Source organism: Sporolactobacillus shoreae (assembly GCF_004684935.1).
Classification (GTDB): Bacteria; Bacillota; Bacilli; order Bacillales; family Sporolactobacillaceae; genus Sporolactobacillus; species Sporolactobacillus shoreae.
Genome location: NZ_SRJD01000003.1, coordinates 66158 through 90189, shown reverse-complemented (window position 1 = coordinate 90189; position 24032 = coordinate 66158). Strand labels below are relative to the sequence as shown.

34 protein-coding genes, 1 tRNA gene and 1 riboswitch are annotated in these 24032 nt (G+C 43.8%); of the genes, 23 read left to right on the top strand and 12 right to left on the bottom strand.

Annotation, left to right across the window (positions count from 1 at the left end; all coding sequences use genetic code 11):
- Nucleotides 1-23 precede the first annotated feature (23 nt).
- The gene (locus tag E4665_RS03840) at nucleotides 24-1268 is read right to left on the bottom strand and encodes an aminopeptidase (RefSeq protein ID WP_135347489.1); all 1245 of its coding nucleotides are present in this window, start codon (nucleotides 1266-1268) and stop codon (nucleotides 24-26) included.
- Nucleotides 1269-1589: 321 nt separating this feature from the next.
- Here E4665_RS03840 and E4665_RS03835 point away from each other — a divergent pair, with 321 nt between their 5' ends.
- Complete coding sequence (locus E4665_RS03835; protein ID WP_241654672.1) at nucleotides 1590-2789, top strand: DNA polymerase IV; 1200 nt, start codon at nucleotides 1590-1592, stop codon at nucleotides 2787-2789.
- Nucleotides 2786-3133: a YolD-like family protein gene (locus tag E4665_RS03830; RefSeq protein WP_135347487.1), complete on the top strand. Its 348-nt coding sequence runs from the start codon at nucleotides 2786-2788 to the stop codon at nucleotides 3131-3133. Before E4665_RS03835 ends, E4665_RS03830 begins: the two co-directional genes overlap by 4 nt.
- Nucleotides 3134-3142: 9 nt before the next feature.
- Here the strand turns inward: E4665_RS03830 and E4665_RS03825 are convergent, their stop codons facing one another.
- Together E4665_RS03825 and E4665_RS03820 are read right to left on the bottom strand one after the other, a co-directional pair.
- Complete coding sequence (locus tag E4665_RS03825) at nucleotides 3143-3637, bottom strand: hypothetical protein (RefSeq protein ID WP_135347486.1); 495 nt, start codon at nucleotides 3635-3637, stop codon at nucleotides 3143-3145.
- Nucleotides 3638-3790: 153 nt separating this feature from the next.
- The gene (locus E4665_RS03820; protein ID WP_135347485.1) at nucleotides 3791-4954 is read right to left on the bottom strand and encodes an iron-containing alcohol dehydrogenase; all 1164 of its coding nucleotides are present in this window, start codon (nucleotides 4952-4954) and stop codon (nucleotides 3791-3793) included.
- Between the two features lie 200 nt (nucleotides 4955-5154).
- Here E4665_RS03820 and E4665_RS03815 point away from each other — a divergent pair, with 200 nt between their 5' ends.
- The 7 genes from E4665_RS03815 to E4665_RS03785 all read left to right on the top strand — a co-directional run bounded on the left by E4665_RS03815 (nucleotide 5155) and on the right by E4665_RS03785 (nucleotide 9687).
- Nucleotides 5155-5805: a TIGR01906 family membrane protein gene (locus tag E4665_RS03815; protein WP_135347484.1), complete on the top strand. Its 651-nt coding sequence runs from the start codon at nucleotides 5155-5157 to the stop codon at nucleotides 5803-5805.
- 117 nt (nucleotides 5806-5922) lie between these two features.
- Nucleotides 5923-6010, top strand: a riboswitch (cyclic di-GMP riboswitch).
- 64 nt (nucleotides 6011-6074) lie between these two features.
- The gene (locus E4665_RS03810) at nucleotides 6075-6434 is read left to right on the top strand and encodes a response regulator (RefSeq protein WP_135347483.1); all 360 of its coding nucleotides are present in this window, start codon (nucleotides 6075-6077) and stop codon (nucleotides 6432-6434) included.
- A 377-nt stretch (nucleotides 6435-6811) separates the two neighbouring features.
- Nucleotides 6812-7189 (top strand): PH domain-containing protein, encoded by a 378-nt coding sequence (locus tag E4665_RS03805; RefSeq protein ID WP_135347482.1) that lies wholly within the window; start codon nucleotides 6812-6814, stop codon nucleotides 7187-7189.
- Nucleotides 7190-7271: 82 nt separating this feature from the next.
- Entirely contained in the window at nucleotides 7272-7451 is a 180-nt protein-coding gene (locus E4665_RS03800) for a hypothetical protein (RefSeq protein ID WP_135347481.1), read from the top strand.
- Between the two features lie 296 nt (nucleotides 7452-7747).
- On the top strand, nucleotides 7748-8146 hold the full coding sequence (locus E4665_RS03795) for a YajG family lipoprotein (protein WP_135347480.1): 399 nt from the start codon (nucleotides 7748-7750) through the stop codon (nucleotides 8144-8146).
- 48 nt (nucleotides 8147-8194) lie between these two features.
- Entirely contained in the window at nucleotides 8195-9274 is a 1080-nt protein-coding gene (locus E4665_RS03790) for a DUF4236 domain-containing protein (protein ID WP_174845444.1), read from the top strand.
- Between the two features lie 194 nt (nucleotides 9275-9468).
- Nucleotides 9469-9687, top strand: coding sequence for a hypothetical protein (locus tag E4665_RS03785; RefSeq protein ID WP_135347478.1), 219 nt, complete (start codon nucleotides 9469-9471; stop codon nucleotides 9685-9687).
- A 15-nt stretch (nucleotides 9688-9702) separates the two neighbouring features.
- Here the strand turns inward: E4665_RS03785 and E4665_RS18730 are convergent, their stop codons facing one another.
- On the bottom strand, nucleotides 9703-9765 hold the full coding sequence (locus tag E4665_RS18730; protein ID WP_338325996.1) for a hypothetical protein: 63 nt from the start codon (nucleotides 9763-9765) through the stop codon (nucleotides 9703-9705).
- Between the two features lie 223 nt (nucleotides 9766-9988).
- Here E4665_RS18730 and E4665_RS18665 point away from each other — a divergent pair, with 223 nt between their 5' ends.
- Entirely contained in the window at nucleotides 9989-10114 is a 126-nt protein-coding gene (locus E4665_RS18665) for a hypothetical protein (RefSeq protein WP_277752206.1), read from the top strand.
- 250 nt (nucleotides 10115-10364) lie between these two features.
- On the opposite strand, the gene E4665_RS03775 is transcribed toward E4665_RS18665, so the two are convergent.
- Nucleotides 10365-10607, bottom strand: a complete 243-nt coding sequence (locus tag E4665_RS03775) for a hypothetical protein (RefSeq protein ID WP_135347477.1) — start codon at nucleotides 10605-10607, stop codon at nucleotides 10365-10367.
- Between the two features lie 149 nt (nucleotides 10608-10756).
- Between E4665_RS03775 and E4665_RS03770 the strand changes: the two genes are divergently transcribed.
- Nucleotides 10757-10867: a YjcZ family sporulation protein gene (locus E4665_RS03770; protein ID WP_135347476.1), complete on the top strand. Its 111-nt coding sequence runs from the start codon at nucleotides 10757-10759 to the stop codon at nucleotides 10865-10867.
- Between the two features lie 78 nt (nucleotides 10868-10945).
- Here the strand turns inward: E4665_RS03770 and E4665_RS18070 are convergent, their stop codons facing one another.
- The 5 genes from E4665_RS18070 to E4665_RS03755 all read right to left on the bottom strand — a co-directional run bounded on the left by E4665_RS18070 (nucleotide 10946) and on the right by E4665_RS03755 (nucleotide 13471).
- The gene (locus E4665_RS18070; protein WP_167815105.1) at nucleotides 10946-11083 is read right to left on the bottom strand and encodes a hypothetical protein; all 138 of its coding nucleotides are present in this window, start codon (nucleotides 11081-11083) and stop codon (nucleotides 10946-10948) included.
- Nucleotides 11080-11289, bottom strand: coding sequence for a Holliday junction resolvase RecU (locus E4665_RS18660; RefSeq protein WP_167815098.1), 210 nt, complete (start codon nucleotides 11287-11289; stop codon nucleotides 11080-11082). The genes E4665_RS18070 and E4665_RS18660 overlap by 4 nt, the downstream gene beginning before the upstream one ends.
- A complete protein-coding gene (locus E4665_RS18785) occupies nucleotides 11265-11564 on the bottom strand; it encodes a Holliday junction resolvase RecU (RefSeq protein ID WP_135347475.1) in 300 nt (99 codons plus the stop codon). The genes E4665_RS18660 and E4665_RS18785 overlap by 25 nt, the downstream gene beginning before the upstream one ends.
- 468 nt (nucleotides 11565-12032) lie before the next feature.
- Nucleotides 12033-12106: transfer RNA gene (locus tag E4665_RS03760), tRNA-Arg, on the bottom strand.
- A 264-nt stretch (nucleotides 12107-12370) separates the two neighbouring features.
- A complete protein-coding gene (locus E4665_RS03755; RefSeq protein ID WP_135347474.1) occupies nucleotides 12371-13471 on the bottom strand; it encodes a ParB/Srx family N-terminal domain-containing protein in 1101 nt (366 codons plus the stop codon).
- A gap of 466 nt (nucleotides 13472-13937) precedes the next feature.
- Here E4665_RS03755 and scfA point away from each other — a divergent pair, with 466 nt between their 5' ends.
- The 12 genes from scfA to E4665_RS03700 all read left to right on the top strand — a co-directional run bounded on the left by scfA (nucleotide 13938) and on the right by E4665_RS03700 (nucleotide 21762).
- Nucleotides 13938-14087 (top strand): six-cysteine ranthipeptide SCIFF, encoded by a 150-nt coding sequence (gene scfA, locus E4665_RS03750; protein ID WP_135347473.1) that lies wholly within the window; start codon nucleotides 13938-13940, stop codon nucleotides 14085-14087.
- A gap of 76 nt (nucleotides 14088-14163) precedes the next feature.
- Nucleotides 14164-15561, top strand: a complete 1398-nt coding sequence (scfB, locus tag E4665_RS03745) for a thioether cross-link-forming SCIFF peptide maturase (RefSeq protein WP_135347472.1) — start codon at nucleotides 14164-14166, stop codon at nucleotides 15559-15561.
- A gap of 162 nt (nucleotides 15562-15723) precedes the next feature.
- A complete protein-coding gene (locus tag E4665_RS03740; RefSeq protein WP_135347471.1) occupies nucleotides 15724-16029 on the top strand; it encodes a hypothetical protein in 306 nt (101 codons plus the stop codon).
- A gap of 134 nt (nucleotides 16030-16163) precedes the next feature.
- Nucleotides 16164-16337 (top strand): YjcZ family sporulation protein, encoded by a 174-nt coding sequence (locus tag E4665_RS03735; RefSeq protein ID WP_135347470.1) that lies wholly within the window; start codon nucleotides 16164-16166, stop codon nucleotides 16335-16337.
- Between the two features lie 217 nt (nucleotides 16338-16554).
- Entirely contained in the window at nucleotides 16555-16665 is a 111-nt protein-coding gene (locus tag E4665_RS03730; protein ID WP_135347469.1) for a YjcZ family sporulation protein, read from the top strand.
- A gap of 278 nt (nucleotides 16666-16943) precedes the next feature.
- Entirely contained in the window at nucleotides 16944-17114 is a 171-nt protein-coding gene (locus E4665_RS18060; protein WP_167815104.1) for a hypothetical protein, read from the top strand.
- A gap of 372 nt (nucleotides 17115-17486) precedes the next feature.
- The gene (locus E4665_RS03725; RefSeq protein ID WP_135347468.1) at nucleotides 17487-17777 is read left to right on the top strand and encodes a hypothetical protein; all 291 of its coding nucleotides are present in this window, start codon (nucleotides 17487-17489) and stop codon (nucleotides 17775-17777) included.
- 15 nt (nucleotides 17778-17792) lie between these two features.
- On the top strand, nucleotides 17793-19334 hold the full coding sequence (locus E4665_RS03720; protein WP_135347467.1) for a DUF4153 domain-containing protein: 1542 nt from the start codon (nucleotides 17793-17795) through the stop codon (nucleotides 19332-19334).
- Between the two features lie 134 nt (nucleotides 19335-19468).
- Nucleotides 19469-19819, top strand: coding sequence for a hypothetical protein (locus E4665_RS03715; protein ID WP_174845443.1), 351 nt, complete (start codon nucleotides 19469-19471; stop codon nucleotides 19817-19819).
- A gap of 99 nt (nucleotides 19820-19918) precedes the next feature.
- Nucleotides 19919-20254: a L,D-transpeptidase gene (locus E4665_RS03710; RefSeq protein WP_135347466.1), complete on the top strand. Its 336-nt coding sequence runs from the start codon at nucleotides 19919-19921 to the stop codon at nucleotides 20252-20254.
- 71 nt (nucleotides 20255-20325) lie between these two features.
- Nucleotides 20326-20883 (top strand): acetylglutamate kinase, encoded by a 558-nt coding sequence (locus tag E4665_RS03705; RefSeq protein WP_241654652.1) that lies wholly within the window; start codon nucleotides 20326-20328, stop codon nucleotides 20881-20883.
- Nucleotides 20884-21657: 774 nt separating this feature from the next.
- Nucleotides 21658-21762, top strand: coding sequence for a YjcZ family sporulation protein (locus tag E4665_RS03700; protein WP_135347465.1), 105 nt, complete (start codon nucleotides 21658-21660; stop codon nucleotides 21760-21762).
- A gap of 422 nt (nucleotides 21763-22184) precedes the next feature.
- Here the strand turns inward: E4665_RS03700 and ligD are convergent, their stop codons facing one another.
- Together ligD and E4665_RS03690 are read right to left on the bottom strand one after the other, a co-directional pair.
- Complete coding sequence (gene ligD, locus E4665_RS03695) at nucleotides 22185-23090, bottom strand: non-homologous end-joining DNA ligase (RefSeq protein ID WP_135347464.1); 906 nt, start codon at nucleotides 23088-23090, stop codon at nucleotides 22185-22187.
- Nucleotides 23084-24031 carry an ATP-dependent DNA ligase gene (locus E4665_RS03690; protein WP_135347653.1) on the bottom strand — a complete coding sequence of 316 codons (948 nt, stop codon included), beginning with the start codon at nucleotides 24029-24031 and terminating at the stop codon, nucleotides 23084-23086. Before E4665_RS03690 ends, ligD begins: the two co-directional genes overlap by 7 nt.
- Nucleotide 24032: the final 1 nt, after the last annotated feature.

Genomic DNA, 24032 nt, shown 5'->3' with positions numbered 1-24032 from the left:
TACAGTTGGGACGTATTGTGCTGTTACTTGAAATCAAAAGCCCAGGCGCCCAGGCGAAATACAGGTACCCGCGTTCCATCCGCCTTCACTCCATCAATGTCCAGCCCGGCTGATCCGACCATGAAATCTTCGTGTACTATGCTGTCATTGACGCCCGCCTGATCAAGCTGTTTCTTATCCATGCCGTCCCCGCCCTCGATACAGGTCGGATAAGCTTTGCCAAGTGCCAGATGGCAGGAAGCATTCTCGTCAAACAACGTATTGTAAAAGACCAGACCGGATTCTGAAACCGGTGAATGATGCGGCACAAGCGCGACCTCACCGAGTCTGCGGGAACCATCGTCGCTTTCCAGAAGATGCTTCAGCGCCTCTTCCCCTTTTTCTGCTTTGAAATCCACGACCTCTCCATCCTTAAATGTCAATGAAAAATGATCGATAATCTGACCGTTGCTGTTCAGCGGCATCGTGCTGGAGATGGTCCCGTTCACACCTTTTTTATCCGGCATCGTGAACACTTCCTCAGTCGGAATGTTCGCATTAAAGTCTGTACCTGACTCAGAAGGGCCGGAACCTCCGCACCAAATGTGCCCTTCAGGCAGATCAATTGTCAGATCAGTACCCTCCGCGCGATAAATCAGCTGACGGAATTTCTGCGCATTTAAAAAATCCCTGGCTGTATGCAGCCGCTTATTGTGGCTTGCCCACACAGCCACCGGATCTTCGTCCTTTGTTACACGACTGATCCTCAGGACCTCTTTCATGAGCAGCTCCTGAGCTTCCGCAACCGGTTTATCTGGAAATACCTTTTTCGACCAGGCGGCTGTCGGATAAGCGACAATGGACCACTGGATCCGGTCGTTCATCAGCTGTTCGCGGAACGGGGCGGATTGCTTGCCGGCGGATTTCATATAGGCCGCCACGCGGGCGCCGTCCACTTCCTCCAGAAGATCGGGATTCGGCCCGTAGATACTCAGAACAGCATAATTGTCCTTCACGGACTGATTTCTTGCATAAAATTTCCATGCCGGCACATGTTCCAGCGCTTCAAGCGGCGCATGCTGAAACCTGAGAAGAGAAATCGCATCGTCCTGCCAATGGATTTCGACATCTCTGGCACCCGCCCTGTACGCCTCTTCCGCAATCAAATGCACAAAATCGCTCGTCTCAATCGGTGCTGATATGACAAGCCCCTGTCCTTTCTGCAGATTGACACCCGTCCTCACCGCAAGCCGAGCAAATTTTTTCAGTTCTTCCTCGAAATTTTCCATCTGATCCATCATCCCCTATGTGTCTCAGTGATTTTCACAAACAGACACTATGTATTTTTTCTTTATTATAGCCGACTTGCTGCCGATCAGAAAAGAAATATACGATTAAAAGAAGCGCGAAAAAGGGAACGTATGTTTTTACTTTCCTGTATACAGGAACACATATTCGTGTATAATAAAACTAAGTTTTAGGCTCGCTGTTCCCGCTGGAGTTTCACCCTTCCGCTCCATTAACAAAATAGCAAAATCAACATTGAGTTTTAACATAGCCAAATTGAAAAAGGGGGATGTAAAGTGGATCGCGTGGTTTTTCTCGTCGATATGCAGACCTTTTATGCTTCCTGTGAAAAAGCGGATCATCCGGAGCTCAGAAATAAACCGGTGATTGTCGCCGGTGATCCCGAACAGCGGAGCGGTATCGTGCTGGCGGCCTGTCCATTGGCCAAAGACCGCGGCGTGATCACCGCGGAGCCGCTTGGTCAGGCACTGATCAAGTGTCCGGAAGCTGTTATCCGCAGGCCAAGAATGCAGCACTACATTGATATGTCTGTCCGGATCACGCGTATTCTGGAACGGTTTACGGATCTGGTTGAGCCTTATTCCGTTGACGAACAGTTCATTGATGTGACCGGAAGCCTGCACTTTTTTTCGTCGCCGTATGAACTCGCTCGCTGCATTCAGGACACGCTGCTGGACCAAGTCCGCATTTACGCCCGGATTGGTATTGGCCCGAATAAAGTACTCGCAAAAATGGCCTGCGATCATTTCGGAAAAACAAATAATGAAGGCATTTTTGAATTAACCCGCAGGAATATCAAGCAATACCTGTGGCCTCTCCCTGTCGGCGAATTGTTTGGTGTGGGGCACCGGATGGAACGGAATCTAATCGGCATGGGCATTCGGAAAATCGATCATCTGGTCCACTATCCGCTCGGCCTGCTGCGTAAAAGATGGGGTGTGAACGGTGAGCTGCTGTGGATGACTGCACACGGCATGGACACCTCTCCGGTTTCCGCGGGAACATTCAGGGCACAGAAGGCGATCGGCCATCACATGACGCTGCCTTATGATTATTCAGAAATCACAGACATCCGCGTGATTTTGCTTGAGCTCAGCGAAGAAGTCGCCTACCGGGCGCGGGTAAAAAAATACATGGGTCATGTCGTATCTGTCGGCATATCCGGGAGCTTCGATCGTCACACAGGATTTTACCGGCAAACCACGCTGCCTTTTGCCACCAGCTTTGGTCTGGATATCTACCGGGCAGCCGACCGCCTGTTTATGGAAAACTGGGACCGGCTTCCCGTGCGCAGCGCCGCAATAACCCTGTCAGCACTGCAGACCCGGGACAACTGCCAGCTCGATCTGTTCGGACGGCTTGAGGAAAAAGAAAAATTGAGTGACGCCGTTGACGCCATTTATCGGAAGTATGGAAAAACGGCCATTTTTCGCGGCCCGTCACTCATGCCATCCAGTCAGCTCAGAGTGCGCGCGGCAAAGATCGGAGGACATTATAAATGAAAGGCAACAAATTGACAAAGGGTTCGAACATGCGCTGGGAATCCAGCCGGATGATGCTACCGGAACATGTGCAAACGCTGCGGGACCACTTTAGAGATGATGAAAAAGTTGAACGGCCGGTGCTGGACGAACAGGAATGGGAAGAAATCGGCCGAATCATCAGCGAGGCTGTGGCTGAAGCGTGTCCGGTCACTATCCGTTACTACAGGGACGGCTTTATTGAAACCATGACAGGCCGCATATCTCTTCAGGGCAGTCCTGACCGCCATCTGCAGATTCACGACCCGTTTGGTCTCTCGTGGAAAATCGCATTCCGTGATATTGTCAACGCAAGCATTCAATAGAAGAAAAAATCATTTTCTGTGTTTTCGGTCCGGATAACGTATGATTTTTTTGTGCAGCGGCAACAGGAGCGCATAAACGACAACAAACGCGATCAGTGAATAGATGCTGTTCCAACCTTTGTCCTTAAAATAACCTACCCACTCGCTGACCCAATAAATAAGAAGCGAAATCACCGTGAAAAGAGCGATCATCATCCATTTGTTCTTGTCAGTCCTGATGTTCAGATAAATGACCGCCAGTGATGAGGGGATAAAGCCAAAAGCAATAAAGTCTGCCAATCCGATGCTCGGTTTTCCGACATCATACAAATCAAGAAAGACACCCGTTAACGTATCGATAAACCATGCGGCAAAGCCAACCACACCGTAAGTGATGTAAACTTCTTTCCAAGACAGATTCCTTTTTTTCATAACCAGAACAAACAGGACGAGAACGCAGGCGACAGTGATCGGAAACCAAATCCCTTTGGATGACAAGTCAAGATTTTTAACGATGGCGTGCATAGGCTTTCTTCCTTAGTATGCAGATTTGTTCTTGCGAACAGCTAACCGTTAGTATCCTGTTTTCTAACATTTTCATCCCCACTCGCTGGCTCCGAATCTAAAAAGGCCATCCCAGGTAAAATGGGACGGCCTTTTTTTGGATTCAGTTTTGAATTAAAGTGATGCGCGAAGGATAGCCAGTGTATCTTCCCTGTTCAGTCGTTTAAACTGACCGAATTCGCCTCTTGCCATAGCCCGGTCAGCGATCAGATCAATTTTGCTGTCATCAATATCATAGTCTGCGAGGCGGCTGGGTGCGCCGATACTGTTCCAGAAGCGGCGCAATGCCTCAATGCCTTCAAGAGCCGTGTCGCGATCCGATTTGCCCGCCGGATCAACCCCGAATACACGAACCGCAAGCTGTTTGAACCGTGATACGTTCACATCCAGGTTATGCTTCATCCAGTTCGGGAAGAGGATCGCGAGTCCGCCGCCATGCGGAATATCATAAACGGCCGACACGGCATGCTCGATGTTATGTGACGCCCAGTCCCCGGCAAATCCCATGGAAACCACACCATTCAAAGCCATTGTACCGCAATAAAGGATGGTTTCGCGCAGGTCGTAGTTTTCCAGGTCATCTACAAGCTTTGGTGCCGTCTCAATTACAGTTTGCAGGATCGACTCGCACAGTCTGTCCTGAAGCGGTGTGTGCTCTGCCTGATGGAAATAATGTTCAAAAACGTGAGCCATCATATCAACCATGCCGTAGATCGTCTGGTTTTTCGGCACAGAGAATGTAAATGCGGGATCGAGAATAGAGAAGGCCGGATAAGAATACGCGCAGCTCCAGCCATACTTTTCATGAGTATCCCAGTTCGTGATCACCGAGTTAGAATTCATTTCCGACCCGGTCGCCGCAAGCGTCAGCACCGTACCGAACGGAAGGGCATCGTGTACCTGCTTTTTACTGGTTACAAATTCCCACGGGTCACCCTCAAATTTTGCACCGACAGCAATCGCCTTCGTACAGTCGATCACGCTGCCGCCCCCGACAGCGAGCAGAAACTGTATATCTTCCGTCGCGCAAATGTCAATGCCGCGTTTCACCGTCGTCAGCCGCGGGTTCGGCTCCACACCGGACAGTTCAGAAACCTCAGCGTGAAGGCCACTCAGAATCTCTTTGACCTGATCATAGAGACCAGTCCGCTTAATGCTGCCGCCGCCATAGACAAGCAGCACCCTTCTACCGTATTTCGGAATCTCATTTTTTAATTGCTCCAGCTGTCCCTTGCCAAAAATGAGTTTCGTCGGATTATGAAATGTGAAATTATCCAAGAACCATCGCTCCAATCAATAAAAATGCAGTTCGAAAGGAAAACCTTTTCCAATTTATTATAAACGTGTCCGCCTTCTCCTTGCACGCAATCCGATCGAACCACTCCGATTCATTTCCTTTTTGCAGAGCTTCTGTTTATACTTGTACCTGAATGGTTCTTTGACGATCATAACAACAACTGCTTAGGATGTGTGTCCAATTGATCTTTTCACGTTACCGTTTTTTCCAGCTTGTGCTCTCGCTCTCTCTGGCTTTTTTTATCATCTGTCTGGCTGTCGAGCTGACCCTGCTGTTCACGCCACTCTATTATTTTGATGTGCGCTCTCTGGACATTATGAAGCAGTCCGGCCTGGGCTACACCCGGATCGTCGACAATTACAACTATATGATCCAGTATCTGCTGAACCCGATGCCACAGCCGTTCCATCTGCCTTCTTTAGCCTATTCCGTTCACGGACGCATTCACTTTGAAGACGTCAAAAGAATTTTCACTTTTATCGACATCCTGCTCATCGCAACAGTGCTGATCAATATTGCCGGTTTTTGGATCAAGATCAAACACAGAGACTTTTATTTCTTAAAAACCGCGGCCATTGCTTTAGCTCTTTTTACAGTTATCCCGTTGATCGCTTTTGCGCTGGATTTTAATGATTCTTTTATTATCTTTCACAAAATCTTTTTCAGAAATAATTACTGGATCTTTAACGCCGCGACGGATCCCGTCATCACGATTCTGCCGGAAACCTTCTTCCTCCACGCCGCTTTACTTGTTCTGGGAATCATCATTCTGGGAGCTGCGGTTCTGGTTATTTGTTATCGCATTTGGTCACGGAAAGTTGCTGTAAAATAATTGCGATTCATGATTTTCCTAACGTTGTTATGTATGGCTCTGGTATGCTGTGTTTTCTGCCAAAGATGACATCCTTGTTTGATTTAATCTGTAAACCGTTCACTATCTGTGATAAAATACCTATCAAGGCAAATTTTACGAAAGTATGAGACGCAAAGCCACGGGCCTAAAGCATCATTAATGTCACGGCAGCCGGGTTGCCAGGATTCCATCCTGAATTTAATGCTCTTTTCAAATTTGCCCTTTTTATCGAAAAGAGGGTAATTCGTTTGAATCAGTCGGTTTTAATAGTTGATGATTCACGCTTCATGAGAAATTATATAAAAAATGAACTAGACGCTAATCGTTTCATTGTTGTCGGAGAAGCTTCAAATGGTCTTGAAGCGATCCATTGTTACAATTCCCTTCATCCGGATCTCGTCATCATGGATATAACAATGCCTGTAATGACGGGCATTCAAGCATTAAGAGAAATTATGGACTATGACCCAAAAGCAAACGTAATAATATGTTCATCATTAGGAAGCAAACACTTAGTGATCAATGCCTTGATGTATGGTGCAAAAGAGTTCGTATTGAAACCGTTTTTCGATGATATCAATAATAGACTGGCAAAAATTTTATCTTAATGCCCTCCCCTACTTTAACTGTCTGCAGGCCCGCTCAGACATAAATCGGATCAACCCCTCCAGTTTTTTCAACTTCTTAACTTTTTCTTCTATTTCCACTTAAATTTTTCTTTTTTTGTAATCGTTTTCGTTATTTTCCGTTGTATAATAAAATCAAAGTTTGATATGGAAGTTGATCTAGTTTTGAGCAAACTGCTCACTAAATTAAGGCACTGTTTTACTTCTATGGATCAAGTTCATATTGTTGATTGTCCTTTGGCTGATCATAGAAAAAATGATTTGCCCTCGGGACGTACATATTGGAGAGTTCATGACCCACTACACGAGCAGCAACGCTCTCCCTTTCAGAGTTTAAAATTCAAATAAGGGGAATTAACATGGGATTTTTCGATGGATTAATCGGCAACGCATCAAATGTAGAACCAAGTGAAGTGCAAAAAGAAATTGGCAACGTCTTAATGGATGGTGAAAAAGTCACTGCCGCTTTTAAACTGATTCGTGACCTTATTGTTTTCTCTGATAAACGTTTAATTTTAGTGGATAGGCAAGGGATCACCGGCAAGAAAGTTGATTACCACTCTATCCCCTACAAAAGCATCTCTCATTTTAGCGTGGAAACTGCCGGAACCCTCGACTTGGACGCTGAATTGAAAATCTGGATCTCTGGTGCAGTTGAGCCGACTATATCAAAACAGTTTAGGAAAGATAACCACATTTTTGATGTGCAGAAGATATTGGCGCAAATGACTTGTTGATTAAACAAAAAAGGGAGGGCAGATCCTGTAGCTCAAGTTCTTTCATCTACCTTTCCCCAAGAGAAACAGGGGGCTTTTCCTTTTGGTGTACAATGTCATTCAATTGATTGGAACAGCAATCATTGTCGTTTCCATTCTTTTCAGCTTTAGAAAGAAAAAACAGAACGAAGATAAGATCGTCAAATGGACGATCGTTCTCTGTTTCATTGGCGCAATGATTTCACTTGGCAGTACGATTGCTCAATTTTATTTTACTAAGTAACCGAAAGGCAGCCCGGAGAGAAGGCAGAACCAATTGGCACACTCACGCAGCCTCCTTCTCTCCACTTTTCATGTTGGTCCCTAGCATATTAATATTAATTACCGGGATTATCGGAAGTGTTCATCACAGCAAACAAAAGAAAATTGTAAACTCAAATTTTTATATATACGAATCCACCTTCAAAGACGTGCATCATATTCGGAGAGCAAAGAATCCCGCCACATGAATTCCATCACTCTCCCCTATTGGTATTTCGCCAAAAAGGCTAGATATAAATCATTAATGGGGGAAGTATTATGAAAAAAATATTAAAAGTCTTTACCGCTCTTACACTGTCATTGGGCATCCTGTCAGGCATTGCCTTCACGCCTCAAGGGATTACCGTCGCGCCTCAAAATGTCGCTTATGCAACAACAGCTTCAATCAAAGTAACAAGTGCCCATCTTTCGGTTTATCGCGGCCAATATGCTTACTTTACGATTCAAGGCAAAAAGTATACAAAGGCAACCATAAATGTGTACTACAAAACAGGGAAGAGCAAGGCACAGGGTCTTGGGGCGAAGAAGACAAACAGCAAGGGGTATGTCTCCTGGCGCTGGAAAGTTGGGACAAACACTACCCCAGGAACCTGGAAAGTGTATGTGAAGTTAGGTGGACAGGTTAAATACCTGTATTTGCATGTATACAAAAGATAATTTCTTAGGTTTTTGCCGCATCCGCGGCGTACATAGGGGATGAAGAAATTGGGATTTAGGTTCCGAAAAAGCTTTAAGATTGCTCCCGGTATTAAGTTCAATGTGAATAAGAAAAGTGTTGGAATGACTTTTGGTACAAAAGGTGCACACTATACGATCAATTCGAAGGGAACTCGTACAAAAAGTGTTGGGATCCCAGGAACTGGGCTGTCCTATGTCGATGTCAAAAACACAGAAAAAAGAAGTTCAACGACAAGCCATAATGGAAAGGCACCCGTAAGCAATAGAAAGGGCTGCGTAATTGGATGTTTAGGATTAATTGTCCTGTTCTTTTTGATCATTGGCATAGTTAACCTATTTACAGGCCACTTTGATTTATTTTTTGGAATGCTTTTCTTCATATCGGCAATCTTGTCCTTTACATCTCTTTTTATTCCGAATCTTGCTTTTTGGACAAAAAAGAAGACGCGTTTCAGGGCATTCATTGGCTATGTGATTTTTGCTCTTATCTTTGGAATATTTATTGGGGTCACATCAGGTGGGCAGACAAATACAGATCAAACGAACAGCTTAAATGATGCAGTAGTAGCTGGTACATCAGATTCGGCTGATTCAAGTTACTCAGGTGATTCAATAGATTCTGAGTCCTCGAACTCTTCTGAGTCTGCTAATGCAAATTATTCAAACTCAGTCCCTGGTAGCAGTGATTCTTCTACTTCAAGCGCACCATCCAAGACTGAACCAACAGTAAAGCCAAAGCAATCAAGTTCTTCAGCCGCCAAGAAAGCGGAAAATTCTTCGAGTAAGACTGTTTCGAAATCATCTTCATCTAAGATTGCTACACAGAAGCCTGCTCCATCACTTGCCGTGACAGGTGGCAGTCTGAATGTTTCTCCAGGCCAAATGACATCAGTCAGCGTGAATACAAAACCAGGAGCACAAGGAACGATTCAAGTAATTTATAATTCAGGGCCAAGCACAGCGGCAGGACTTATACCCAAATCAGCTGATAGTAGTGGAAATATTACTTGGGTATGGAAAGTTGGAACGCGAACTGCACCAGGTGATTACCCAGTAAATATAACTGTAGGTGAAAAGTCAATTACTCAAACATTACATGTTCAATAGTTTCCTTATTTTTTAGCAAATTGGGGATAAGAACCATAAGGAACATGAAAAAAGTTAAATACCGAGTTGTGGTTACGATAGGAAAAACGACGATTACGATTATATCTGTATGTGAAAGGATCTTTAATTGCTAATTGGAGAGCATACGACTACTACTAGGACAACGTTCAACCAGCTAGATCAAGGGATGAATTATGTTAAGGAAAATCATATTTGCTGTCATGTCATTGGTTATTGCATCTTTGATCTTCTGCGCTAGCTTTGGCTTTGGAAATGCAGATGTCCATAACTATGTTGACGAAAATTGGCGTACCGGTCATTTTCTTTTATACGATATTGATCAGCTAAAAAAAGAGAAAGGAAACTTGTCAACGAAAAGAACGCCACTGAAACAGCGTATCAAAAAGATATAAAAAAGTAAAAAGCTATCATTTCAAAACTCCTCCCCCCTCGTCCCACTTCACCCTTTTCACCTTGCCCTGGTGCGTCACAATAATCGTTTCCCCATGTTCCTCATTCTAGCCTTTCCGTCACACACCACAATGGCAAAAGGTTCCTTATTTCCCATTATATCAACATTTAACAGCATTGAGCCTGGATCTACATCTATATTTTTTAATCGCATCGGAATCCCTCCGTATGGTAAAATATTCTTATCGGGATGGCTCGGAGGGATCCGAGCTCTTTTATAAAAAGATAGTGAGGTACTTACCTATGTCCGTATTCAGCATGTTAGGTTTTGTCTTTGGCTGTTTTGCTTTCTTTTACGCAGCAACAGTCGATAAGAAATACAAACAGCTTGAGCAAAGATTTAAAAAGCTTGAAGACAAAAATTTATAAATCGGGAGGGATCCCGATTTTTTATTAGGAGATGATGATATGAGTTATAAGCAATATCTTGTATTAGCCATACCATTTTCAGTAGCAATGATTTTAATCTTTTTATATGCCCCTCAAAATCTACATTTTCTAGAATTTGTGCTCCTTTTAATTCTCTTTGTTATTCGCGAGATTATTGATCATCGTATAAAAAAGAAAAATAATAAACAGTAAAGACGTACTGCGAATCAGTTGATAGCGTCAGATAGTTTTATTCGGCAGCCATGTCAAATGATGAAGCAAGCCAGCGTTTCCCACAGCGGTGCTTTGCTTGCCCAAGCCAGTTTACAATTACGTACAATCCGCCCTGTTCTGTACTTTCAACGATTCCATAGTCATTTTCTTGGCCACCGTATTGATTATTTCGTTTGACCTTATCCCCTTTTTGAAACAGGACTATCTCAATATTTCTGCGGTTCAAAATTATCGTCTTTGTCTTCCGTCCCATGCTCAACTTCAACTCTCCTTTCCTATTTCACTTTAGCTGGCAATTGCGCTACATCTGCTGATAAAACGGGCTTTTTCACTCCTTCACTTGTACCCTTCACTCGCTTCCCAAGTTCATATAATGTAGTATCACGTGATGAAAGGAGATAAATAACTATGTGTAATACTACCTGCCCAACTCCTGGATATGGTCAAGGCAATACATTTGTTCTGATCGTTGTTCTATTCATTCTTTTGATCATCGTTGGTACAACTTTACTGTACTAAAAATTGCCGTAGCCGCCGATAGGCCCATACATCTCCTTTATTTGAGGGTACCTAACCCGGGTACCCTTTTTGATTTACTCAGCAATTCTTATCTTTTACCGGTTCCCACCTGTCCCTCAGCCAGGCATTGAGATCATGCCGCTGAAGTGTTTCATACCACCAGACCTTCTCCCGCTCCTCCACCCGAAACAGCAAGATCCACCGGCGTCGAGTCATGTGGCAATCCTCTTCGTCAGGAACGGATGCAAACAATCCAGCACAATCCCGTTCCGGCTCCAAACTGATTCACAGTTGCCCAGGAACCACTCATAAGGGATTGATTTCCGCCCACCATTAGGAGCCTCTTCATACCATTTCCCGAATTCCTTAATCAGAACAATGTACGTCTCTTGAAGTTTCACGAACCGCACGATCGAAGGCATAACCTCCGCCAGTCCAAGTATCGTTTCAAATAACGCACCTGGTGCTCGTGCACATTCGCGAGTGGGAACCGTGTTCGCTTTGCGTCAAACGCAAGCCCCCGTCCGTTCAGGCAGCTGATAAAGTCCACCGTGCTCTTCTTCGCTGGAATCAGTTTGCTGAAGTTCCCCCGCTTATCCCGGATTGGCTCAAATGGAGTAGGCGATCTTCTGAATGACCGCGATTCCCTCGTGTTCCAGTTGCATACCCAGATTAGCGTGTGTAACCATAATCTCATCCTTTCTTAATTAGGCTTTAAAATCGCTTTAATATGTGTCCGTTATACTTTTATTTAGAGTGGATGACGCAAGTGGTCATCACGAGTATTGGCGGTGGAGGAGCCAATGCTATTTTTTTGTCTATCCCTCCTACAGACAGCATTTCTCAGTGATGGCGTCGGTTCACCAAAAAAATAAATTGCGCCCAATTCGCTTTCATGATTTGCGCCACACATCCGAAATCTTCCTGATCAACGAAACGTTCAGTCAAAAATCATCAGCGGCCGGTTGGGCCATTCCAATATACAGACAACAATGAACATTTACGGTCACTTTTTGGAGCAGATGAGGGTGCGGTCGAACATTTTGATAAATTTTCACAGAAAAAAGCGCATAAAAAATAAATTCTGCCCCAGACGATAGTTATTTATAATTATTTTAAATAAGTGCAAAAGAAAAAAGCCTTACATATCAAGGCTTTTTTAGTATGTCCCAGAGGGGATTCGAACCCGTGACCCACGGCTTAGAAGGCCGTTGCTCTATCCAGCTGAGCTACTGGGACAAATGAAGATATTTTTTAACAACTAACGACGACCTTTATTATTTTAGAGGTTCAAGATTCTTCTGTCAATGATTGTCCTTATTTTTTTGAACGAATCATCTGTTTTCTATGTTCAAACATTTTATTTTTTTCAGTTTTGGGCTTTCTTTCTTATCTATTTAATCAAAAGGAGATTTTTTTAATATAACATATACGGTCTTCTCCTAAATCATCCTAAAAATGTAAAAAGGAGCTCCATCAAGGAGCTCCAAACTAGAGAATCAGTCATTTTTGAGTTGCTGGGATAGCATGTTTGTTATGTTTCCACCCGAGATGATATCCCTGGCCAAGGAAACTAATTGTGTTCTCATCATCTGTTAATTTTGGCTGATTATCCGCATATGCCAGTGCCGACTGCAGCTTTGAAAGCTGACCGGATATTGCCGAATCATCAAAAGTATTCTGCAGGCCAAGTTGTGTCTCAGTATATCCATATGAATCAGTTATCGTCTTTTTAAATAATGCAGTCAATTTGCTGTCACCATTGATCAGTTTCTTCAGTATCTGATTTCCACGATTGAAAGCTGTTATATAATCCGCGTCAGAGTTGAATGATAAATCTTTAAACTGGCCGGTAGCTGTCAAAAATTCACCCCAGTAGAATTCGGCAAATGGTGCGCTTATGGCGTCTTTATTAATTGCCGATTTTCTCCAGAAATAATTCAATCCCCGAAACGGATCATTGATAAAATATGAAACACCAATTGTCTGCGGAAGCGAGCGCCTGTCTATTGTTTTATAGGAGCGCGTCTTCGCGTCATACGCTTTAGGATAATAATAATGCTGAGCTTTCATTTCATTCCAAAATTGATTTGTTTTGAGATTGCTCCAATCGGCCAGGACCTTAACGTTAACAGACGTATCGCCCTTACCCGTCATTTGATGAACAAACAGATACTCGCTGACACCATGATGACCGTCGACTAAATAATAGATATGGCCGGGACCGATGACTACATCCGCAGCCGGGGTGGACGGAACGGTCGGGCCAACTCCGGACACCTGTTCTACAACATCATATATACTAGCTGTTTTATAAAACGTCTTTTTAGCGGAAATCGTTTGCCCATTTTGATCAACATAGTTGCCATTTAAATATCCATTGTCGTCATTAAAATCTGAATAATAAGCAGATGTCAAGTTATTGTTTGAATCGATATACGTACTCAATTTAGCGGCCAGCTGAACCTTTCCAAGTGCAGCCTGTGTCGGATGTAAGTCCTGAATAGGGATCTGATAATTCACATTTTCTTCAGCCTGGCCGGGTACAACACTCAGAAAAAACAAAGACAGAATCGAAACAAGTGAAACAATCAAACGTTTCATGAAATACCTCCTAAAGTTACAAATTTGATTAACTTAGTATGTTTTTCATGTCTTATTCTATCTTCTGATTTTTGAGAATCTGTAAAGGCAGGGTAATATTAGTAATAATGTTATGTGCGCCGTAAGGAGGATCCAATACAAGATCTCCGACATCCTTCATAAAAGTTTTGGGGATAAAATTGCATCAAAAGATCAGTAACGTGGTGGACTGTATGCTCGCCACTTTTTTCATCGTTCACTCAGCAGTTCAGAAAATACCGTGCGATCTATCTTCGTTTCCATTTCTTCTATGGTAAATATCACAGAAGAAATCTTCCCCTTTCTGTATAATGGTTTCCATAAGTATCCACTGCAGTTATCCGGATAAGAAATCAGGAACATCAGCAGTGAAAATATCAATTATTCCAGGCTAACGCCGAAACAGAATCTTTTTCTCTAAAAATGCTTTCCAAAGGAGTTGTGCGTTATGAAAAGAATCGTATCACTGAACACCATGGATCTGAGGGAATCCGCAAAGCATGGCGGACACGGCGAATGTCAGACATCCTGCCAGTCGGCATGCAAAACATCATGCGGCGTTGCCAATCAGAAGTGCGCCGAACCGGCAAGCCGGTAAAGAAACAGGAATGTGCCGCCTGAATCTTTTGCAGATGGGCGGCTATTTTTTTGACAAAGGAGCCTGACAGTTAGTTATGATTCATCAGTATAAATTAAACGGATGTAACATTGTACTCGACACTTACAGTGGCGCGGTGCACGTGGTCGATGATCTCGCCTACGATATAATCGCGAATTATGAGGATCATGCCCCGGAACAGATTGCGGCTATGGTGCTGGAGAAGTACCCCGATGTCCCGGAACAGGATGTATACGAAACCATCGGGGACGTTGATCAACTTAAGAAAAATGGACAGCTCTTCACGGAAGATACATATAAGGACCTCTCCTTTGATCTGAGAAAACGTAAAACGTATATCAAAGCGCTTTGTCTGAATGTCGCGCATACGTGCAATCTGTCCTGTGAATACTGTTTTGCCAGCCAGGGCAAATATCACGGTGCGCGTGCGATCATGAGCTATGAGGTCGGCAAAAGGGCCATCGACTTCCTGCTTGAAAACTGCGGTTTCCATAAGAACCTTGATGTCGATTTCTTCGGCGGGGAACCGCTGATGGACTGGAAAGTGGTCAAGCAGCTCGTCGCTTACGCAAGGGGCAAGGAAAAAGAGTGCGGCAAGACATTCCGTTTTACACTCACAACGAACGGCATGCTGCTCAAAGACGAAGTGATTGATTTTTTGAACAAGGAAATGCATAATGTCGTCCTGAGCCTTGACGGACGGAAAGAAGTCCATGACCGGCTTCGCAAAACGGTCAATGGCAAGGGCAGCTATGACTTTATTGTTCCGAAATTCCAGGATTTCGTCAAAAAACGCGGCGACAAAGAATATTATGTCCGCGGAACTTTTACCCACAACAACGTCGACTTCACAAATGACATCTTTCATATGGCTGACCTGGGTTTCGACCGACTCTCGATGGAACCGGTCATCTGCGATCCAAAAGAACCTTATGCGCTGAAGCAGGAGGACTTACCCGAGATTTACAGACAGTATGAGATCCTTGCCAAAGAAATGCTCAAGCGTGAAGAGAAGGGCCATGGTTTTATTTTTTACCACTACATGCTTGATCTGACAGAAGGCCCTTGCATCCATAAAAGGATCTCCGGCTGCGGATCAGGAACTGAATATCTTGCGGTTACGCCATGGGGCGAGCTTTTCCCCTGTCATCAGTTTGTCGGAGACGAATCCTACAGTATGGGAAATATTTGGGACGGGATCACAAAACCCGAACTGCAAAACGAATTTAAACAGGTCAATTGCTATTCCAAGCCGGAATGCCAAGATTGCTGGGCAAAGCTGTATTGCAGCGGCGGATGCCCCGCCAACGCACTGCACGCCACCGGTTCACTAAATGGCAACTTTGAATTCAGCTGTGATATTTTCCGCAAGCGAATTGAATGCGCCATAATGATTAAAGTTGTTGAATCCATGAGAGCTATGGAAAACGACAAGCAAGCTGTAAATAAATAAGAGCAAAATTGAACTCAAGTCAGAATAAATCTGGCTTGGGTTCTTTTTTTTCCTTTCTGTCACATATCCAAAAAAAGTATATTTTTTTACGTTTTAATTGAAACGCTTACACCATATAAATGATACTATAAAATTGTAAATATGATCCAGGAGATAATCGATATGCCAATCAAACCCGACACCGCAAAAGCTTATCTGGAAGATCCTCTAAAAGTTATTTCAGATGCTAAAAATTCTGTATGCACAGAGCCGGATATTCAGCTCATGATTGATGAATGCTATAAACAGCTTGATCCTTCATACAAAGAATTGGGCCCCTATCAGAAATTGATCTTTGGGTGGTACATGAACGCGCCAAAACTTTTGATGTCGCAGAATTACCTCGACGAAGTCATTAAGCCCTTTATAAATAAAGTCAACAGAACATTGGGCTGGAATTTAAGAACGCCTGAGGATTTTATGAAATAATTCCTCCGTCTTGTGAAGAGATCCCATTATGATTCTTGATCGCTATACCGTATCGCCCATTAGGCATCCTAACTATTCCGCATCCGTCCATCCGATCATATAATGCACTATGATGTGGCGAGGAGGTGTGACATATGTTCAATAATCAGCCTTACGGCGGGGTTTCCGGCTACCCGGGTGGATACGGTGGATACGGTGGATACGGTGGATACGGCGGGTATGGTTGCGGCGGATTTGGCAGCGGTTTTGCCTTAATCGTTGTTCTGTTCATTTTGCTCATCATTGTTGGCGCAACATTTGTGTATTAATTACAGCTGCCCGGTTTCTGTTTCATAATCAGCACACAACCCGGTCATTCATATCGCTCCTTTAACAAGGGTACCCACGCACCGGGTGCCCCTTTCATGATTTTCCGGCTGCTGCCTGCGATCCAAAATGGACTTCTCACCCCATACATTTATCCCTTTCGCTCCCCTCTTTACTTTCATAAAATGTGGTATCCCATAAGTAAGGAGGTGTTCGTTTATGGGCTGTGATGGTGGATATAGCGGTGGCTACGGCCACGGCAGCAGTTTTGCGTTGATCGTTGTTCTGTTCATTTTGCTGATTATTGTCGGCACGGCATTTATCTATTAGTGAATGGGCATACCAACGCCGAAACCCATTCAGCACTTCCTTGTTTAGGGCCCCTCATGAGGTGCCCTTTTTTGAGTACCGTTGCCGACATCAAGCCCGGTCGACAAAACCGAACCTTACAGGCCCTGAAGTGTACATAATGCCGTACCGCGTACGGAAAGTAACATCCAGATATGATCTTGCAATTATCATGTGCCCTTTCCTGTTTTTGTATTACATTTTTCTCGCGAAACAATCCAAAATAAAGCTGTACCTAAATTATTGGAGGTGAAATCAACATGAGAAACGGTAATGCTTTATGGTCATTTATCGCAGGATGTGGAGCAACTCTTGCCTTTTTCTGGATGAGAAATAATCAGAACGTCATGCCGAAATGGGCAAAGCAGCCAATGGACCGTGTGAATAAAACAGCTCAGCAGGTTGCAGGGGCATTCAATCCTCAGGGCTAAAAAGTAAAATTCAAGTATGTAACAAATAAGTCTCGGCTTTTTTCCAGCCGGGACTTATTTGTTTTTGGATCGATTATTTTTTTGTAGAAGAGAATGCATATTCTAAAGCAATAAATATTTATTGTTAAACGATAAAATAATACTGTTTTTCAATCATTAACGTGATATAATCATTCTGGTGATCATTCAGAGACGAACGCTTATGTTGATACTGATGAAAAGGGACCTTTAGGATTGTCAAACAGCTGCTGGATTGACTTTTACTCGATGGTACAGGATTGTTTCTCAGTTTTCTGGGTCGGTCAGACGGTATATGAACCTGCTTTTGGAATAAGTCCGATGATCCCGAGTCAATGAGGAGGTGACGCGACGATGTTAAAACGACTGTTAGTCCCATTTTCGATCACTTTGGTTGGTGTTCATTTATTCATTTTATACTTCTGGATCTTTGACTGGGAAAAGTTAGTGACACCGTCAGGACTTACAGTCTGGATTGGTTCCATCCTTTCAGGCGTTCTTATTTATCTTATTTATCGAAAATCAGTTCACACGGAAAAAAGTAAGCTTCTCATCCTAAAAATAATTTTTAGTTCAACTTTGGTGACTGCAGCTTTAGGTTCTATTGCTTTAATCATAGAATTTATTACTTTTTCGATGCCCTAAAAGGAGTGAATGAAAATGGAGAATTTTTTGGATAAAAAAGTAATCGACGATCGTAGCCATGGTCCCATTTTGCGCCGAAAAAGCACGCTTCTTCTTTTAAGTGCCGTATTGCTTGGTATTCTAGTTGACGTGTTCTTTTATGGTAAATCTTTAGGTATTTCGTATCCCGTTTTTGTGGTTATTTTTTACATCCTATTTCTTTGGAATGTCCGGAAGCAAATCCAATTAAAAATGGATTTCGGCTGGTTATTGCTCGTTCCCATTCTGATGCTGTCACTTTCCTATTTGTTTTTTTCCAATCTCATTTTTTACGCTTTGAATTTTCTTGCCATTCCAGTCCTCGTAGTGATGCAGACAACGCTGATCACTAAAAGATCAAAGGGCGCATGGTATTCCGTTCATTTTATCGGGGACATCCTGTATGGCTTCTTCTACCGGCCATTCGCTTTCATCGCATTGCCCTTTATTGTCGCAGTAAAAGCCGTACGTTCAAAGATTGGCGTAAAAAGAGACAGCACCTTTCTAAAGGTATTGCTGGGATTTGTCATTACGGTTCCGCTGCTCGTTCTGATTGTCTCATTACTGGCTTCTGCCGACGAAGTCTTCGGACATTTTGTTAATCAGATTCCATCATTTTATGTTGACATTAACCTCGATACATTGATTCCGAGAATCCTGCTTGCGGCTCTTGTCGCGGTCCTGTCATTCAGCTATATCTGGAGTCTTATTAAGCCGAAGTCATCCAGGCCTCTCCTGGAGGTCAACGCTGAGATCTCGATCCATCGAGGCATTGATCATGTGATAGCGTCGACTGTTTTAAGCATTGTCAATGTAATCTATGTGCTGTTCACCTTTATCCAGTTCTCGTATTTATTTGGCGGCTTCTCCTTAGCGCTCCCCGGCAATTTCACTTATTCCGAGTACGCACGCCGAGGATTTTTCGAGTTAGTTGTTGTCACACTCATCAATTTCAGCATTTTATTACTGCTCATCTATTTTACAAAAAAAGGCGGCATCGCCGGGATCCGGACGATTCAGTGTCTGGAATCGCTGCTCGTCATCTGTACCCTTGTCATCCTGCTTTCCGCTTTTGTCAGAATGTACTTATATGAGCAGATGTATGGCTATACGTACCTCAGGGTATTGACCCACGCGTTTATGATTTTTCTGTTTGTTCTTTTTATTCTTACATTTTCCCGTATCTGGAAAGAAGACATAAAGCTTTACAGGTTGTATCTGCTGACTGCAATCACTGCATTTGTGATCATTAACTACGCGAATATTGATGTGCTGATCACAAAATTCAATATAGAAAGATATGATCGCACAGGGAAAATAGATGTTTCTTATCTCACCTCACTCTCAGATGACGCGATTTCGGAAATGACCGTACTGCTTCAGGCAAAGGATCCTGCGGTAGCAGAAAAAATCGAAAATGATTTATTTGAGAAAAAACGGATCCTTGAAACAAAACGTCCCTGGCAATCATTCAATATCGCTCAATACAGAGCGGAAAAAGTGCTCGCCAAATACGACCTTCACCCGAATCAAAAATAGGATAACGGTTCAGATTCGTACTAAGGAATGGGTTTCATTGCATTGGCCATCGCATAGTCATCCCTTGAGACAATACAATGAACACATTCCCCCATAGGTGAATACCCTGTTCATTGCAAAGGGGGAATTTGAAAATGAGTCAAGAAGCAGGCCCGTTCTATGATCAGCGGGATAATATCAGTAACTACCCGGCACATGAAAATGCGGATCATAAGAAAATTAAGCAGTTATGTGAGAAACACATCAACCATTACGTTATCGGCCATTTAAACGATGGGAGGATCATTGAAGGGATTATTTTAAATGTCGACAATGAATCCGTTACAATGCTTGTTGCAGAGAGAGATGAGCATGCGAGGGAAGATGACAGTAGGCAGTTCGGACGTTTTCCCGGATTCTTCCGTTTTTCGCCATTCCGGGTCCCATTTCCTTTTTTCAGACCTCCATTTTTTTCACCTTTCTTTTTCCCATTTTTCTGGATTTAACCAAACAGAGGATGACCCGCCATCTGGCGGGATTTTTTGCTGTTGAGCCGGATTGAGTAAGGAGCCCTATTGATATCCCGGATAATGGAGTTGATCTTTATGGCGAAATGGATTGATATATCAACATCACGACATCAACTAAAATTGTTTGACGGAGACAGACTGATAAAAACTTACTCAATAGCCGTTGGAAAAATGTTATCGCCCACTCCTTCCGGCACGTATACCATCATTAATAAACAGCGACACCCCGGTGGACCTTTTGGCGTGCTCTGGATGGGGCTGTCAAAACCTCATTATGGGATACATGGAACGAATAATCCAGCTTCAATCGGCAGGGATGTCTCAAAGGGATGCATCAGAATGTTCAATTACGATGTTCTGGAATTATCTGCCGCCGTCCCGATTGGCACAAGGGTTCAAATCCATCAGTAATACCGCACTGCGTTATTTTTTTTCGATGAAATTCATAAGCTTTAAAAAACTTTATTAAGGTTGTGATCCGAATGAGTCCACAGCGCATCAGTATGGCTGAAGCTGAGTTGAGAAATCATTTACGCATGCTTTGGGAACAGCATGTATTCTGGACCCGGCTGACGATCAGCGGAATTGTGTTTGCCTTACCTGACAGCGAGTACACAACAAATCGTCTGCTCAGAAATCCCAAGGACTTTGAGCAATTATTGGCTCCGCTTTACGGACAGGAAATTGCCGCTAAATTTGCCTCGCTTTTCACGGATCACCTAGTGATTGCCGCTCAGCTTGTCCAAGCGGCCAAAGCCGGCAATCAGTCGGCCGCAACAGAAGCCGAAAAGAAATGGTATGCGAACGCCGATGAAATTGCCACTTTTCTTGCCAGTATCAATCCGTACTGGTCTGCGAGAGACTGGCAGATGATGCTGCATGAGCATCTGGCACTGACTAAGACTGAAGCTGTCGACTTGTTAACGAAAAAGTATACGGAAAGTATCCATGTTTTTGATTTGATCGAGCAGCAGGCACTGAAAATGGCCGACATCATGGCATATGGCATCGCAAGACAGTTCCCCGCCCGGTTTTCCTAATACACAAACAGATACAGGGTAAAATGTCCCCTGTATCTGTTTGTCCACATATATTTTTTCACTTAAATGATCCTATGTATCGCCGGTCTGTGACCGGCATGTATTCCGTCCGGGTCCGTTGAATCAGTCATACAACCCTAAACTTTTTCTATATCTGTCCCACCAGACAGCGCCAATAACAGGAACGATTAAAACAATTGTGCCAAACACACCTACAGCTAACATCTCTCTCACGCTCCTTATGGAATTGTAAACGTTTCCATATCTATATTATACTCTGGAAAGCTTGATTGATACAACTGATTGACCCTAAACCATAAAAAAATAGGACCCTTAAAAGGGTCCTGAAATTGGGGGGGTATTGCTTCATTCAAGTTATAATGACAGCATCGGCACTTTGCCATGCTTTCCATTTGGTTATACTTACGCTTCGGCAGCTCACTTGGTTTCAGAGAAGCTGTCTTTAGAAAGCATCGGTCAATGGAACTGCCAACCTGACAAATACATCGTAAATTCAGAACCTTAATTTTTCATTAATCCATAGAAAAAAATCCTGCAAAAGGACTTTTATATTCATTCTGCAGGATCAAACTATATGATGAAACTCCCCTTTAACACTGTAACAATTAAATCTATACAAAAAATAAACAAAATCGCACTTTTCATGGGAATTTTTCCCCGTATTCTCGTGCGTAAGCAAATGGGCCATTTATTCATTCCGCATTCGCCCGCGGCTCATATAATAAATTATCATGAGATGAGGAGGTGTCACGTATGGGCACTCCGGCTACCGGCGGAATCGTACACGGAAATAGTTTTGCGCTATTGATTGTTCTGTTTATTCTGCTCGTCATTATCGGCACAGCTTTCTGCTACTAAAATGGAGAGCATGCCTCACCCCAGACAAATACCGGGCTTCAGTTCAGGGTACCCATCAAGGTGCCCTTTATTTATTGTGAAGGTACCGTTAAACGTATCAGTTGTTTTTCGCTTCGTGCGCTCTCTGTTCCCACAAGAGCCTCGCACCTTCCGCTCAAACAACGCTGAGTTTTAACCAGGGCCATTACGAAAAAAAACTCTCTGCGTTAGGGCAGAGAGATGAGAAAGAAACGAAAAACAAAAACAGAAGGTAATTCATATTATACAACTAGGATATATGGGATTTCAACTGTTTTCATAAAATGAACCTTATCAAGGATCCATTTTTTTCTTTTAGGCTATGTTTAAATTCAATGTTGTTTTTGCCCCTCCGTTGATTGGAGCGGAAAGCGAGTGTCTGGAGCGAAAAACAACAGAAAACTTTAACAAAGCCTTCTTTTAAGTGAACGAATAATCCTCGTCAACGAATCATTTTTCTGTTGGAAAAAATCCCGCATTGGATCAGTACCGTTTGACATTCTTTCAAAAACTGCAGGTATGGAGAAGTCTTCCATCCTTAACCGGTCGCAGACTTCTTCCCAAAACAGTGGAGCAGCTACTGTAGCCCCCTCTTTTCCCCGCGGTGAGTAGGGACAAATAATTGTTTTTCCTGCGGCGTGCTGCACGTAATCAATATAAAGCCGGCCGCCGCGGTTTTTCTTCAGCCTCTCGGTTGTAAAATCATCCGGAAATTTTTCAACCAGAACACCAGCAACGAATGATGTGAAAAGACGTGTATCCGAATAGGACAATCGAAGATAATGAATTGGAATGTGAATCTGAATGCCCCTGCTCCCGGAAAGCTTTGGATAGCCTCTGATCATCAGCCTGTCAAATAGTTGCTTCATCTCTCTCGCCGCTTTAATCGCCAGGGGGAAGTCCGCGCGCTCAGCCGGATCAAGATCAAAAACAATTTCCTGTGGACGCACCGAACCTGCCTTCTGAAACGGAATGTGGTATTCGATAGCAAGCTGGTTGCCCATCCAGAGCAGCGTTTTGAGATCGTTACATACGATGTAGCGTGTACCGTCTTTTTCCGATGTCTGAATAAAGTCAGGCGCATAATCCGGACAGTTTTTCTGAAAAAAAGATGCCCCTGGTACTCCGTGCGGCCAGCGAATAACGGTCAGCTGACGACCGGTCAGGAATGGAAGCATCCGCGGTGCGGCGCGGCTGAGATAAGAGAGATACTGAAATTTATTGATTTGAGGTTTCTCCCAAATGATTTTGTCCGGATGTGTCAGCTCAGTGCCTTGACTTTTGGAAATGGAATTTACTGTATTCAACATAAGTTTAACCTGCACTTTTCCGGATTTTGATCGACAATCGCCTGGATACTGGGCTGTCTCAAGGATCCCGACGAAGTCCAGGCCTGATACTGAATTTTAGCCGTCAGCTTTGGAATCAGCCACTGCGCTCCCTTCGTCCGTTCGGGCAAATTAAAAAAAGGCCTGTTTTCTGACTGCAGCGGAATTAATTTCCGCGTGAGGGTTACCCAATCCGATGAAGTCAGTTTTCCCGTTCCCGCATGCCCGATGTAGATCAGCTGATCCCGCTCGTTATAAAGGCCGAGCAGCAATGCATTGACAATCCCGGAACGGAAAGTGACACCACCGATGACTGCGATCAGGTCTTTATAGTATTTAATTTTTCTCCAGGCCGGATCTTTTCTCCGCATCGGATACTCACTGTTTCGCCTCTTGGACACGATACCCTCAAGGCCCTGTTCGCAAACAGCATCGAAAAGTGCGAACCCGTCTTCATAGGAAGATACCAGCCGGACTGTCCCATTCGGTCTGACGATCTTCGAAAGCATAGCCAATCGTATATCCAGTTCTTCATGATCCAGCCATTGGCCATTGCAGAAGATCACGTCAAAGATCATGTATGTGATCGGCACGATGTCCACGGCCCGCAGCGCACGTTCCTTGCTTCTGATTCCGTCGCGCCTCATCACTTCGTGGAAGGATGGCTTGCCTTCCTCGTCAAGAGCAATGACTTCACCGTCGAAAATCACAGAAGTCGCAGTTGTATAAGAGTCGACATCCTTCAGTTCCGGAAATATATCGGTTCGCTCATTCAGCCTGCGGTTAAAAAGACGGACCTCTTTGCCGTCGTAATAAGTAAGGATCCTGACCCCGTCCCATTTGACCTGATGCAGCCATTCTGTGCCGTCCGGTATTTGTTTGAATAACACCGGTTCGGGCGGAATAATCGGATGAAATTCCATC

What these genes read in the sequence shown, in the direction of transcription:
- E4665_RS03840 (WP_135347489.1), bottom strand. Translation starts at nt 1,268, where the DNA reads ATGGAAAATTTCGAGGAAGAACTGAAAAAATTTGCTCGGCTTGCGGTG.
- E4665_RS03715 (WP_174845443.1), top strand. Translation starts at nt 19,469, where the DNA reads ATGAGTCAAGAAGCAGGCCCGTTCTATGATCAGCGGGATAATATCAGT.
- E4665_RS03720 (WP_135347467.1), top strand. Translation starts at nt 17,793, where the DNA reads ATGGAGAATTTTTTGGATAAAAAAGTAATCGACGATCGTAGCCATGGT.
- E4665_RS03830 (WP_135347487.1), top strand. Translation starts at nt 2,786, where the DNA reads ATGAAAGGCAACAAATTGACAAAGGGTTCGAACATGCGCTGGGAATCC.
- scfA (WP_135347473.1), top strand. Translation starts at nt 13,938, where the DNA reads ATGAAAAGAATCGTATCACTGAACACCATGGATCTGAGGGAATCCGCA.
- ligD (WP_135347464.1), bottom strand. Translation starts at nt 23,090, where the DNA reads ATGTTGAATACAGTAAATTCCATTTCCAAAAGTCAAGGCACTGAGCTG.
- E4665_RS03705 (WP_241654652.1), top strand. Translation starts at nt 20,326, where the DNA reads ATGAGTCCACAGCGCATCAGTATGGCTGAAGCTGAGTTGAGAAATCAT.
- E4665_RS03690 (WP_135347653.1), bottom strand. Translation starts at nt 24,031, where the DNA reads ATGGAATTTCATCCGATTATTCCGCCCGAACCGGTGTTATTCAAACAA.
- E4665_RS03795 (WP_135347480.1), top strand. Translation starts at nt 7,748, where the DNA reads ATGAAAAAAATATTAAAAGTCTTTACCGCTCTTACACTGTCATTGGGC.
- E4665_RS03825 (WP_135347486.1), bottom strand. Translation starts at nt 3,637, where the DNA reads ATGCACGCCATCGTTAAAAATCTTGACTTGTCATCCAAAGGGATTTGG.
- E4665_RS18665 (WP_277752206.1), top strand. Translation starts at nt 9,989, where the DNA reads ATGTCCGTATTCAGCATGTTAGGTTTTGTCTTTGGCTGTTTTGCTTTC.
- E4665_RS03770 (WP_135347476.1), top strand. Translation starts at nt 10,757, where the DNA reads ATGTGTAATACTACCTGCCCAACTCCTGGATATGGTCAAGGCAATACA.
- E4665_RS03700 (WP_135347465.1), top strand. Translation starts at nt 21,658, where the DNA reads ATGGGCACTCCGGCTACCGGCGGAATCGTACACGGAAATAGTTTTGCG.
- E4665_RS18785 (WP_135347475.1), bottom strand. Translation starts at nt 11,564, where the DNA reads ATGAGATTATGGTTACACACGCTAATCTGGGTATGCAACTGGAACACG.
- E4665_RS03725 (WP_135347468.1), top strand. Translation starts at nt 17,487, where the DNA reads ATGTTAAAACGACTGTTAGTCCCATTTTCGATCACTTTGGTTGGTGTT.
- E4665_RS18660 (WP_167815098.1), bottom strand. Translation starts at nt 11,289, where the DNA reads ATGCCTTCGATCGTGCGGTTCGTGAAACTTCAAGAGACGTACATTGTT.
- E4665_RS03785 (WP_135347478.1), top strand. Translation starts at nt 9,469, where the DNA reads ATGTTAAGGAAAATCATATTTGCTGTCATGTCATTGGTTATTGCATCT.
- E4665_RS03710 (WP_135347466.1), top strand. Translation starts at nt 19,919, where the DNA reads ATGGCGAAATGGATTGATATATCAACATCACGACATCAACTAAAATTG.
- E4665_RS03755 (WP_135347474.1), bottom strand. Translation starts at nt 13,471, where the DNA reads ATGAAACGTTTGATTGTTTCACTTGTTTCGATTCTGTCTTTGTTTTTT.
- E4665_RS18060 (WP_167815104.1), top strand. Translation starts at nt 16,944, where the DNA reads ATGAGAAACGGTAATGCTTTATGGTCATTTATCGCAGGATGTGGAGCA.
- scfB (WP_135347472.1), top strand. Translation starts at nt 14,164, where the DNA reads ATGATTCATCAGTATAAATTAAACGGATGTAACATTGTACTCGACACT.
- E4665_RS18070 (WP_167815105.1), bottom strand. Translation starts at nt 11,083, where the DNA reads ATGACTCGACGCCGGTGGATCTTGCTGTTTCGGGTGGAGGAGCGGGAG.
- E4665_RS03835 (WP_241654672.1), top strand. Translation starts at nt 1,590, where the DNA reads ATGCAGACCTTTTATGCTTCCTGTGAAAAAGCGGATCATCCGGAGCTC.
- E4665_RS03730 (WP_135347469.1), top strand. Translation starts at nt 16,555, where the DNA reads ATGGGCTGTGATGGTGGATATAGCGGTGGCTACGGCCACGGCAGCAGT.
- E4665_RS03740 (WP_135347471.1), top strand. Translation starts at nt 15,724, where the DNA reads ATGCCAATCAAACCCGACACCGCAAAAGCTTATCTGGAAGATCCTCTA.
- E4665_RS03735 (WP_135347470.1), top strand. Translation starts at nt 16,164, where the DNA reads ATGTTCAATAATCAGCCTTACGGCGGGGTTTCCGGCTACCCGGGTGGA.
- E4665_RS03805 (WP_135347482.1), top strand. Translation starts at nt 6,812, where the DNA reads ATGGGATTTTTCGATGGATTAATCGGCAACGCATCAAATGTAGAACCA.